A 12437-nucleotide genomic window follows, 5' to 3' on the forward strand; every position below is an offset into this window, starting at 1 on the left:
GATGTCCTATCGATTTCGTGGTTTTCTACCGGTTGTCATTGATGTTGAAACAGGTGGTTTTAACTCAGAAACAGATGCTCTTTTAGAAATTGCAGCCGTTATTATTGGTATGGATAAAAATGGCGACTTATACCCGAAAGAAACCATCAGTTGCAATGTTGAACCTTTTAAAGGCGCAAACATTGAAAAATCAGCACTCGACTTTACCGGTATAGATCCTAAATGTCCGCTTCGTAATGCCAAAACTGAAAGTGTCGCTATTGAGCGCATTTTTAAAGCTGTTAGGCATGAAGTTAAAGAGCAAGACTGTAATCGAGCCGTGCTAGTGGGTCACAATGCGACCTTCGACCACAACTTTGTATTCGCTGCCGCAGAGCGTGTGGAAGTAAAACGTAATCCGTTCCACCCCTTTTCTACCTTCGATACCGTCACACTGGCCGGTCTCGCCTATGGACAAACCGTTCTAGCAAAAGCCTGTGACGCTGCAGGTATTGAGTTTAATGGAAAAGCTGCTCACTCTGCCCGGTACGATACAGAAAAAACTGCGGAGCTATTTTGCAAAATAGTCAATCGCTACAAGAAATTCGGCGCATGGCCTTGTTAAAATAACTTAGGTCGGACGCCCAAGGTAGCCTTGATGCAGCAAAGCGTAATCAAGGAGACCAATCACAATAAACAAAAAAGCCCCGCTAACCATAACGTCAGCAGGGCTTTTTTATATCTTTTATATATCATTATAAGAACAAGGTTTATTCGCTCTTATAACGTATATTAAAAAGTCTTATAGGTTATCTGCACTTTCAGACAAGTATTTAGCAACACCGTCTGGAGAAGCATCCATACCTTTATCGCCTTTGTTCCAGCCTGCTGGACAAACTTCGCCGTGCTCTTCGTGGAACTGAAGTGCGTCAACCAAACGAATTAGCTCATCCATGTTACGACCTAAAGGAAGATCGTTAACGATTTGTGAACGAACGTTACCTTCTAAATCGATCAAGAATGCGCCACGGAATGCAACACCACCTTCTGATTCAACATCATATGCTTTACAGATATCATGGTTGATATCAGCAGCCAATGTGTATTTAACTGGACCGATACCGCCTTCGTTTACAGGTGTATTACGCCATGCGTTGTGAGTGAAGTGAGAATCGATAGAAACACCAATAACTTCTACGTTACGCTCTTTGAATGCATCAATACGGTGATCAAGTGCGATCAACTCAGATGGGCATACGAAAGTAAAATCTAATGGGTAAAAGAAAACTAAACCGTACTTACCTTTAATCTCTTCACTTAATGTAAGCTCATCAACAATCTGGCCGTCAGCCAATACCGCAGGAACTGTAAAATCAGGTGCTTTCTTACCAACGAGTACGCTCATTATTATTTCTCTCCGTTTAAGGTTACTGAGTGCTTAAAAAGTAGATGACACAGCAATAAATCGCCATTAACTAATTAATTTCTCTATAGTACACAGGGTTTGAAACCTCGACTAGCAATTGTTTATTAAATATATTTATAGATATGATAGCTAAAACCTATAGATCATACTGAATATATAGAAACAGCATAATAATTAACCTGATTGCTTGGTTAATAACGAATTTCGGGCGTCTAACGGACGTTCCTGTTAATATGCCTACATATTACGCCTATAGCATACTTAAACAGGATTAAAACATGTCCAAATTTTTCTTCAAAGGTCGTCAAGATAAACGTGAAAATCACGGTAGTTTTGGCTTTAGTACCAACCGCGCCGAGAAACCAGGTTCCGAAAGCCACCCAGTTTCAGTCATTGTTACCTCAGAAGAGCGTCAAGCAGAAATAGAGACTATCTTAAAAGAACATTCTTTATTTGCAATCATTGAAGTTAATGAAAATGCAAAAGAAGACATCACAGAATTAGAAAGCCTATTGAATACACCTAAGACGATCGTATTTGATAAGACACCTGACCGAAATGATCCTTGTTCGTGCGGTAGCGGAAAAAAATATAAAAAGTGCTGTGGTAACTAAACAAAACCACCTCTATGTTCATGCCCTAATGCTGCTTATGGTCGCGTTAGTGGCAGGCTCATTCCCGGTAGGCGCTATTATTACCAACGCTCTACCGCCCGACGTTTTAATGTTTATCCGCTTTCTCATTGCGGCGACACTCTTCGCCCCCTTTGTTTTTTACAAACATGGCCTCTTTATCCCTACACCAAAGTCTCTCATGGGGTACGCGCTACTAAGCCTTCCGCTCGTTATTTTCTTTTGGTGCATGTTTGAAAGTTTACGATACACCAGCCCTCTTAATACTGGCGCGCTCTATACAACCGTGCCGGCAATAACGGCTATTTTTGCATATTTCATCAATAAAGAGTCAACAGGAAAAGTACGGTCTATTGGATTATTAACCGGAACAATAGGCGCTTTGTGGATCGTGTTTAGAGGCGATGTTGATGCACTTTTAAGTCTTAATCTTAACTATGGAGATAGTATCTTTTTAGTAGGTTGTTTGTTTATGGCACTGTATAGCCCAATGATTAAAAGGGTTTACGCTGGAGAACCTATGGAGCTGATGACCTTTTGGGTCATATTGTTTGGCAGTGGTTGGTTATTATTAATCTCTGCCAACAAACTAGGCGGCATAGACTGGTTACTCGTTGATAGCGTTGTTTATGGTGGGGTTTTATATTTATCGCTCTTTACTACTCTTTTTTCGTTTTTCTTAATACAATTTGGGACCGTCAAAATTGGTCCAACTAAAGTTGCTGCTTATAGCTTTTTGATCCCTGTATTCGTTATACCTCTGAGCATATTATTAGGTGTAGGGACGTTTGATATAGCGACATTACCTGGCGTTTCCCTAGTGATATTCGCCATGATATTAATCCAAACTAACACTAAAAATATTGAAATAAAAAAGGGCTAACCCAATACGGAAAGCCCTCTTCTTTTTTAAGCCGTTTAAAGTCTAACTGACTCGCTTAGAACATATGCTGACCACCATTAGCGGATATATTTGACCCCGTAATAAAACCAGCATCTTCAGCAACTAAGAACGACACCACTCGCGCAATCTCTTCAGGCTGCCCAAATCGACCTATTGGAATCTGAGCTTCAATTTTATCTCTCACACTTTCCTCAATCGCCATAATCATACTGGTAGCAATATAACCTGGAGACACGGTATTCACAGTGATCCCTTTTCGTGCAACTTCTTGTGCTAAAGCTTTAGTAAAACCATGCATTCCGGCCTTGGCTGCGGAGTAATTAACCTGCCCAAACTGACCTTTTTGCGCATTGATTGATGAGATATTAACAACTCGCCCATATTGTCGTGTAATCATGCCATCAAGAAACTGCTTAGTGACATTAAAAACACTATTGAGGTTAGTTTGAAGCACAGAATCCCACTGACCTACTGCCATTTTTTTCATCACTGAGTCTCGCGTAATACCGGCATTATTTACAATAATATCAACTTCACCTATACGATTAGCGATGTCTTTCGCAGCCAACTCACACGAGTTAAAGTCGCCAACGTTGACGCAACCTAACGCTATATCAAAGCCAAGTTCTTTTTGCTCAGTTTGCCATTGTTCAGCTTGATCCTTTTTGTCTGCCCGACTGTAAGTCGCTATTACACACATACCATCGGTAGTCAAACGCTGACAAATAGCTGTTCCTATGCCACCCGTACCACCTGTCACTAATGCAATTTTTTTATCATTATTATCCATAGTACTGTCCTTTGGTTTTCTTAGTTTGATTGGTTTAGTGAGAACTTATTGGCACCAAACTTCATTTCCCTCTATCTTTTTATACCAATATAGGGGTAATAGCATGCTGACTCATATCAATTATCAGCTTGATTATTTTTTAGCCAAAGCAATACCTAGCTAATACTTAAACAATAAATTTTATTACCTATCTTTCACCAAACTATCCGTGAAAATTTACGCTCGAATTGCCATAATAGGCATTTACTTATAATCAGGACTCTCACATGGCTACGAAGCAAGATCAGCGCTACATTCAAATAGCTAAAGCATGCTTAAAAGCATTGAATCAGGCTGCCGCTAACCCTGCAGAAAGAGAAAAAAGTATTCAAGATGTTTATGATGCAATAGACACTGCATTCAATAAGCAAACGGCCCTCATTCAACGAGAGCTTCAGACAGCTAACAATGCATTAGAGCAGATAAGAGACAACACAATTAATCTACATGACGCTCAAAAAATAGCTGCAGATACTGTAGAAGCGTTAACAACAGTCATTCCTGGTAAAGGTCTTCATTAAAAATCTAAACATATGTATTCAGTCCAAATCCGCCAATAATAATATGAGCATATTCATGAGTATAAGAAACAAAGTTCGCTCCCTTGTTTTCATCACAGGCTTTGCGTTGTTTTTTCAAAACGTTTTTGCAACTGAAATAACTCAAAGCCCTAATGATAGTCGACAATATAAAAGCATCACACTGCCAAACGAACTTGAAGTATTACTCATATCAGATAAAAATTCGGATAAAGCAGCGGCATCCTTAGATGTTAAAATTGGAAGCGGATCTGACCCTAAAGGCTATGAAGGCTTGGCTCATTTTCTTGAGCATATGCTATTTTTAGGCACAAAGAAGTATCCGGAGGCTGGCAGTTATCAAGCCTACATTAATAAACATGGAGGCAGCCATAACGCATATACATCTTTTGAGAACACTAATTATTTCTTCGATATCAATGCTGACTCATTAGAGCCTGCACTTGATCGCTTTTCTCAACAGTTTGTTGCGCCCACTTTTACTGCTAAGTATGTCACACGAGAAATAAATGCAGTTCATTCAGAGTACTCGGCAAAATTAAAAGACGACTCCCGACTATATTTTTCTGCATTCAAGCAAACGATAAACCCTGCTCACCCGTATCACAATTTTGCAGTAGGCAATCTGACAACGCTATCTACTCGAGATGATAAAGACATCAGAAATGTACTCATCGAATTTTATAAAAAAAATTATTCAGCTAACCAAATGAAGCTGGTGGTACTAGGCAAGGAGCCTATACATCAACTGGAAGCTTGGGTTTCGAGCAAGTTTTCAGCAATACCGAACAACAAGACTCAGGGTCCTAAGTTTGATATGCCAATGCTTCTAGAGCATTCATTACCCTCACTACTAGAAGTCTCTCCTACTATGGACAAGCGAACACTCTCTCTAGTATTCCCTATTCCTTCAACTAAAAAACAGTACCGAAATAAACCCACATATGTCATATCAAACTTAATCGGACATGAAGGTAAAGGAAGCCTATTCGCTTCATTAAAAAAACAAGGCTTAGTAGAAAGTCTTTCAGCAGGCACAGGCATTGACACTGGCTGGGATGCAATGTTTAACATTTCATTCCGCCTGACCCAAAAAGGATTATCAAACTGGGAAGCGGTTGTTGCAGAAACATTCAGCTATATAGCCCTCATCAAATCTGAAGGCATCAATAAGCGTTACTTTGACGAACAAAAAAGTATGCTAAACCTAGCGTTTGAGTTTAGTGAAAAAAGCGAACCTATACATTATGTCAGTAGCTTGGCATCAACACTTCACGAAGTTGATACAACCGACATCCTGCAAGCAAATTATTTGATGGATACATTCGAACCAAAGCGATATAAAGCGTTTCTAGATCAACTTAATCCAAACAATGTTCAAATATCAATTATGTCAAAGTCGGTAGTCACTGATAAAAAGACAAAATGGTACGACGCACCGTACTCTTATAAAAGGCTATCGCCAGAACAGATAAAACTTTTCACGACAACAGCCAAACGTGAAAACTTAAAATTGCCAGATGTGAATGATTTTATTCCAGACAATATTGATATTATCTCTAGCACCCCTATGCCAAAGCCCGAACTACTTGAGAAATCAGAAGGTTTTTCGTTATGGCATTACTATGACACTTCATTTGGCACACCAAAATCTAACATCTATGTAAATTTACGGTCACCTGTTGCTAATAACACAGCAGAGCACGCTGTACTTAACTCGCTATTTACATCGATGGTTCAAGATGAATTAAATGAATACACGTACCCTGCATACCTAGCAGGACTGAACTATGACCTTTATAGCCATATCCGTGGTATATCTATCAAGATTGGCGGCTACAGTGAAAAGCAGACCTTACTATTAGAAAATATACTCAGGTCTATAAAAACCGTGGACTTAAAGAAAGAGAGATTTAATATTTATAAAGATCAGATGATCAGGTCTTTAGAAAATGCTGCGAAGAAAAAACCCTACCAACAGACAACAGGTGAAATAAGAAAGCTAGTACTAAGGCCTCAGTGGTCAGAAGCAGAAAAATTAGTAGCCATCGATTTAATAACCATAGACACATTAAAAGCATTCAAACAGCGCTTGTTAAGCAAAGTTGAAATAGTCGCACTATCATCAGGAAATATAAGCAGAGCCGGTTCACTTAATATTGCGAGTATCGTCCAGTCATGGATGCTAAATAAAGAAACTCAAAAGGTCAATGTGGAGCGTGGCGAAGTTGCTCGCCTACCACTTAATCAGTCATTTAGCGTAGAATTGAATATAGATCATCCTGATACAGGTTACACGCTTTACATACAAGGAAAGGATAAATCCTATCAAGAGCAAGTCAATTTCCTGTTCCTTTCTCAAATACTTTCGTCACCTTACTATGAAAGAGTGCGCACCGAAAACCAGTTAGGTTATATCGTGTTCGCGACCAATTATAGCTTTTTGGAAGTACCTGCTATCGCGTTTATAGTTCAATCACCTAATGCTAGCGCCAATCAGCTAGAAACAGAAACACAAGCATTTTTACACGACTACACAACTCAGCTAGCATCCATGCCACTAAAAGACTTTAATCAGCATAAAGCAGCCCTACTATCTCGATTATTCGAGAAGGAAAATAATCTGGGGCAAAAAAGTGATCGCTTTTGGCGAGAGATCGATAGGGAGAATATTTCATTTGATACAAGGGAAAAACTATCAAAAGAGATTAATAGCCTTTCGCCAGAAACTTTCAATCAGTTTTACGCCTCCCTCATTCAGTCTAGCGGAAAGAAACTACTAGTGTTTAGTTCTGGAAAAAACAGTAAAGAAAGTACCAATAACGAAAAGCAAGAGGCATTAGACCGTTACCTAACATTAGATAGTAATACTGATATATGGTCGCTTGAAACGCCTTTTAAATAAAGGCCTTACATTCATAGAAGACTATAAATACGGGATGATGGACTCACCGTAGTATTTTAAGTCTTCTATGATAGATAGTTTTTCAACTGACGTATTGGGCGCTTGAGCTAGCGCTTTTAGCTGATCAAAATACTGCTGAAAATTTATACTGGTTAGCTTACTGTCAGTTAAGCGCTGATATCGATAACGTTCCCATTGTTCCTGTTCTTCGCTCGTTAAGGTTTCTCTATAGTTCCTAGCTTTATACCTGAAAAGCATTTCAGATAACCTTGGGTCTTCGAAGTTAAACTCATCTTCAGCTAATTCAACAACAGATGACTGTCGCACTCGGTCCATCGTCGCTTTATCATTTGATGAAAAGAATCCTCCACTGTAGATCATTAGATCAGGGTCGGTATGCTTTTCAAAATCAGATTGCGAGAAGACCTCAGTCAATTTTTCCTTTAAGCCTTTAATTGATCGCAGGGTTTTCAGATTATTTCGCAGTGTATCCCCATTCAAATGTAGCCGCTCAAGACCTTCAACACTCAAAGATTTAAGCATTGTCGCAGGCGCAATAACAGGACACTTATTAACATGTACTGTTTTCAAAGGAATTCTACTAACACCTTCTGGTAGATCAGAAGCTCGTGTAAAGATACGATTTTTAATATCTTGCACACTCAAACTTTCAAGTTCAAAAGGGTCGAAGCGCAAGTCATATACAATAACACCGTTACTATTTGTTGGGTGTGTTGCGATGGGTGCAACAAGGGACGAACACCCGATGGATGCAGGAAACCGTGAAGAAACATGAAACACAGGTTTCATCGTATTAGTATCTAATAATGGCGCAATCTTTTGTTTTGCGCGATGAGCGTAAACATAATCGTACAATTTAGGTTGTTTTTCTTTAATGAGTTTAGCTATAGCTATGGTCGCATAAACATCAGACATAGCATCATGGGCAGCTTCATGCTGAATGCCGTTAGCTACAGTCAGGTCTTCCAAGCGAAAACTAGGTGAACCATCGTCTTTTAATGGCCAGTTTATGCCTTCGGGTCTTAATGCATAGGTCAGCCTAACCATATCTATGATATCCCATCGAGAGTTACCATTTTGCCACTCTCTTGCATAGGGGTCGTAGAAGTTACGGTATAACGTATTTCTTGTTACTTCATCATCAAACCGAATACTGTTGTATCCTGCTACACAAGTACCTGGTAATGACATCTCCTCATGTATCTGATGAATAAAGTCGGCTTCACTCACCCCGTACTCATCAGCAATTTGTGGTGTTATCCCTGTGATAAAACAGGCCTCTGGAACTGGAAGCATATCATCTGAAGGTTTACAGTAGAGAGTTATAGGCTTCCCTACTATATTTAAATCGGTGTCGGTTCGAATTCCAGCAAACTGGCAAGGTCTATCACGCTGAGGGTCTGCCCCAAAAGTTTCATAATCATGCCAAAATATCGTTTGCACAGTGCCAACCCTCTCCAGATATGTTCGAATCAAAACAAGCAGATATTACAGTAGGTGAAGTGCAATTTATAGACTGTAGTCCTTATAAGCAACTACTAAGATAATAGGCAGGCAGATCAAAATAAACTATAGCAGATACTAAAAGGCCCCGACGATATCGAGGCCCTATTAAACAACAGTCACTCTTACAAAGCCTAAAAAAGGCCCGTTCCGCGATCTATATATTCTGTTCTTACTCTTTCCGTTCCATACACCCCTCCATTTGCATTGATTGCAGAGGCATCAATAACCATTGAAGTAGGAAGGTTGATAAATGCTCCGGGACCAGCGGTTATGTTACCAGTAGACGTTGTCCAAGGCACATTTTCTTTTTGCATTGAGATGAAGAAGTCTTTGGTAATATCGGTACTTCCATCAAGCGCATTACGCTCTCCAATATCCAAAGTTTTAAACTTAGAAATATCATAGCAGTATGTGGCTACCGTACAGCCTGCGCCAGCATTACCACTAGCAACAGCATCAATACCTATATTAGTCGACCGTGTATTATCTGCTAGGCCTGACTGATCAAGGAGAGTCGCTTTATGAGTAACTCCAGCAGCATCAATTACATCCATCCCCAAATTACCTGAAAAACTTTTAAAATCACCAGAGAGTTGGCCTCGAGCCTCATTAAACCCGACACGGAAGCCTACTAGCTCACCTGCGCCATTTTCTGACATTTCAAAATAAGGCGTGTTAGCCATAAACGGAACAATATCACCTACAGCATAAGTATTTCCGTCTAGCTGAATTTTAGCAGCGTCTGTTGAGATGCTGCCGTAAGAAAGGTTGCTAATATTCAGATCAGAAGTAAGGGTATCAGCAGTAACATAATTACCCACCTCCAAATCATCTATATTAATTTGAAATTCGGTATTTAACCCCATTGTAAAGCGAGTTGTAGAGGGGTCGGCGGCCGTCGCCCCTTCTTTCGTGTCAAAAGCAATCATTGCTTGACCAACATGTTCGCTAAGCTCAACATCTCCCATAGGCTGCATTTCGGCTTTCGCAACAGACACGAAAGTACTTATGACAATTACAGTCATAGAAACCAGGGGAGATAGCTTACTGTAGTTAGCTACCTTGATCATTATGTGTCTCTGAAGTTGATAAGTGTTCGGCTTATTTTTAGCTCTTATACTTATTTTTAGGTCTTACGCTTGCTTTTAATAATTATTTATATTTATTATTCTTATTAAGTTATCTTTTGTAACTTGAGCAGACTATACAATGAACAGTTGTAAGCGAATGTGATATTAATCACACGGATAAGTTAATCACCTAATAATGCATATAAATGCCCACTATTTCTCAGTTTGGCTTTATATTCAAATACTTACAGCGGTTTTTATAGACATATGTACCATTAAATACAACTAAGCAATCTTACATTTAATGCTATACATATGGTACATATTTACAATTTTAAAACACCTTAATAGAAAGGATAACCCAATAACCCTTCTGATTTCACCCCAAGTTGAGGTACGTCTGAAAGGCTTTCTTCCAGACAATAAAAAACCCCGGTAGGATAACCTACCGGGGTTTCGTATTTAGATGCCTGACGATGACCTACTCTCACATGGGGAGACCCCACACTACCATCGGCGCAGAACCGTTTCACGACTGAGTTCGGGATGGGATCAGGTGGTTCCAGTTCGCTATTGTCATCAGGCAAAACCTTGGCTAGCTGATCGAAGATGATTTATCTTTTTGATCAGTTAACAACAATTTCGCAATGTCTTTAACATTTAGCAAGTAAATTAAGTTTTATAACATATCGGATCATAATCACATTATCCGGTAAATATTTTCGTTTTGATCGTTTCAGACTCAAAACTATTTGGGCGTTATATAGTCAAGCCTCACGGGCAATTAGTACTGGTTAGCTCAACGCCTCACAACGCTTACACACCCAGCCTATCAACCTCATAGTCTTTAAGGGCCCTTTAGGGAACTCGAAGCTCCAGGGAAATCTTATCTTGAAGGGGGCTTCCCGCTTAGATGCTTTCAGCGGTTATCCTGTCCGAACATAGCTACCGGGCAATGCTACTGGCGTAACAACCCGAACACCAGAGGTTCGTTCACTCCGGTCCTCTCGTACTAGGAGCAACTCTTCTCAAATTTCCAACGTCCACGGCAGATAGGGACCGAACTGTCTCACGACGTTCTAAACCCAGCTCGCGTACCACTTTAAATGGCGAACAGCCATACCCTTGGGACCGGCTTCAGCCCCAGGATGTGATGAGCCGACATCGAGGTGCCAAACACCGCCGTCGATGTGAACTCTTGGGCGGTATCAGCCTGTTATCCCCGGAGTACCTTTTATCCGTTGAGCGATGGCCCTTCCATACAGAACCACCGGATCACTATGACCTACTTTCGTACCTGCTCGACGTGTCTGTCTCGCAGTTAAGCGCGCTTATGCCATTACACTAACCGCATGATGTCCGACCATGCTTAGCACACCTTCGTGCTCCTCCGTTACTCTTTGGGAGGAGACCGCCCCAGTCAAACTACCCACCACACAGTGTCCTCGATCCGGATTACGGACCTGAGTTAGAACCTCAAACATACCAGGGTGGTATTTCAAGGGTGGCTCCGCCCGAACTAGCGTCCGGGTTTCAAAGCCTCCCACCTATCCTACACAAGTAGGCTCAAAGTTCACTGTGAAGCTATAGTAAAGGTTCACGGGGTCTTTCCGTCTAGCCGCGGATACACTGCATCTTAACAGCGATTTCAATTTCACTGAGTCTCGGGTGGAGACAGCATGGCCATCGTTACACCATTCGTGCAGGTCGGAACTTACCCGACAAGGAATTTCGCTACCTTAGGACCGTTATAGTTACGGCCGCCGTTTACCGGGGCTTCGATCAAGAGCTTCGCCGAAGCTAACCCCATCAATTAACCTTCCGGCACCGGGCAGGTGTCACACCCTATACGTCCTCTTACGAGTTTGCAGAGTGCTGTGTTTTTAATAAACAGTCGCAGCCATCTGGTATCTTCGACTGTCAAAAGCTTACGGAGCAAGTCCGATCACCCTCAACAGCGTGCCTTCTCCCGAAGTTACGGCACCATTTTGCCTAGTTCCTTCACCCGAGTTCTCTCAAGCGCCTTGGTATTCTCTACCTGACCACCTGTGTCGGTTTGGGGTACGGTCTCATATAACCTGAAGCTTAGGGACTTTTCCTGGAAGCATGGCATCAACCACTTCAGTCTCGTAAAAGAGACCTCGTCATCAGTTCTCAGCCTTAATGGACACCCGGATTTGCCTAAGTGTCCAGCCTACGACCTTAAACAACCATCCGATAGGTTGCTGGCCTAGCCTTCTCCGTCCTCCCATCGCAGTTATATGCGGTACAGGAATATTAACCTGTTTCCCATCGACTACGCTTTTCAGCCTCGCCTTAGGGGCCGACTCACCCTGCGCCGATTAGCGTTGCGCAGGAACCCTTGGTCTTCCGGCGTGCGGGTTTTTCACCCGCATTATCGTTACTCATGTCAGCATTCGCACTTCTGATACCTCCACGGAACTTCTCAATTCCGCTTCAACAGCCTACAGAACGCTCCTCTACCATGCGTGTAAACACGCATCCGCAGCTTCGGTGGTATGTTTTAGCCCCGTTACATCTTCCGCGCAGGCCGACTCGACTAGTGAGCTATTACGCTTTCTTTAAAGGATGGCTGCTTCTAAGCCAACCTCCTAGCTGTCTGTGC

At 41.4% G+C, this 12437-nt stretch carries 9 protein-coding genes and 2 rRNA genes (1 of these 11 cut by a window edge); 5 read left to right on the forward strand and 6 right to left on the reverse strand.

Annotated elements, in window-relative coordinates; genetic code table 11:
- Position 1 precedes the first annotated feature (1 nt).
- A complete protein-coding gene (rnt, locus tag NKI27_RS12505) occupies positions 2-604 on the forward strand; it encodes a ribonuclease T (RefSeq protein ID WP_265049514.1) in 603 nt (200 codons plus the stop codon).
- A gap of 177 nt (positions 605-781) precedes the next feature.
- Here the strand turns inward: rnt and NKI27_RS12510 are convergent, their stop codons facing one another.
- Positions 782-1384, reverse strand: coding sequence for a peroxiredoxin (locus NKI27_RS12510; protein WP_265046383.1), 603 nt, complete (start codon positions 1382-1384; stop codon positions 782-784).
- A gap of 299 nt (positions 1385-1683) precedes the next feature.
- Between NKI27_RS12510 and NKI27_RS12515 the strand changes: the two genes are divergently transcribed.
- Positions 1684-2019 (forward strand): PBPRA1643 family SWIM/SEC-C metal-binding motif protein, encoded by a 336-nt coding sequence (locus tag NKI27_RS12515; RefSeq protein ID WP_265046384.1) that lies wholly within the window; start codon positions 1684-1686, stop codon positions 2017-2019.
- Positions 2009-2920: a DMT family transporter gene (locus tag NKI27_RS12520; protein WP_265046385.1), complete on the forward strand. Its 912-nt coding sequence runs from the start codon at positions 2009-2011 to the stop codon at positions 2918-2920. The genes NKI27_RS12515 and NKI27_RS12520 overlap by 11 nt, the downstream gene beginning before the upstream one ends.
- Positions 2921-2975: 55 nt before the next feature.
- On the opposite strand, the gene phbB is transcribed toward NKI27_RS12520, so the two are convergent.
- A complete protein-coding gene (gene phbB / locus NKI27_RS12525; protein WP_265046386.1) occupies positions 2976-3731 on the reverse strand; it encodes an acetoacetyl-CoA reductase in 756 nt (251 codons plus the stop codon).
- 266 nt (positions 3732-3997) lie between these two features.
- Here phbB and NKI27_RS12530 point away from each other — a divergent pair, with 266 nt between their 5' ends.
- The gene (locus tag NKI27_RS12530; protein WP_265046387.1) at positions 3998-4291 is read left to right on the forward strand and encodes a hypothetical protein; all 294 of its coding nucleotides are present in this window, start codon (positions 3998-4000) and stop codon (positions 4289-4291) included.
- A gap of 55 nt (positions 4292-4346) precedes the next feature.
- On the forward strand, positions 4347-7214 hold the full coding sequence (locus NKI27_RS12535) for an insulinase family protein (protein ID WP_265046388.1): 2868 nt from the start codon (positions 4347-4349) through the stop codon (positions 7212-7214).
- Between the two features lie 21 nt (positions 7215-7235).
- Here the strand turns inward: NKI27_RS12535 and sbcB are convergent, their stop codons facing one another.
- The 4 genes from sbcB to NKI27_RS12555 form a co-directional block, all read right to left on the reverse strand.
- Entirely contained in the window at positions 7236-8678 is a 1443-nt protein-coding gene (gene sbcB, locus NKI27_RS12540) for an exodeoxyribonuclease I (protein ID WP_265046389.1), read from the reverse strand.
- Positions 8679-8872: 194 nt separating this feature from the next.
- Positions 8873-9739 carry a hypothetical protein gene (locus NKI27_RS12545; RefSeq protein ID WP_265046390.1) on the reverse strand — a complete coding sequence of 289 codons (867 nt, stop codon included), beginning with the start codon at positions 9737-9739 and terminating at the stop codon, positions 8873-8875.
- Between the two features lie 540 nt (positions 9740-10279).
- Positions 10280-10395: ribosomal RNA gene (gene rrf / locus NKI27_RS12550) — 5S ribosomal RNA — on the reverse strand.
- A 179-nt stretch (positions 10396-10574) separates the two neighbouring features.
- A 23S ribosomal RNA gene (locus NKI27_RS12555) occupies positions 10575-12437 on the reverse strand; it runs 1030 nt beyond the window's last position.

This window comes from Alkalimarinus alittae, assembly GCF_026016465.1.
GTDB classification, from domain to species: domain Bacteria; phylum Pseudomonadota; class Gammaproteobacteria; order Pseudomonadales; family Oleiphilaceae; genus Alkalimarinus; species Alkalimarinus alittae.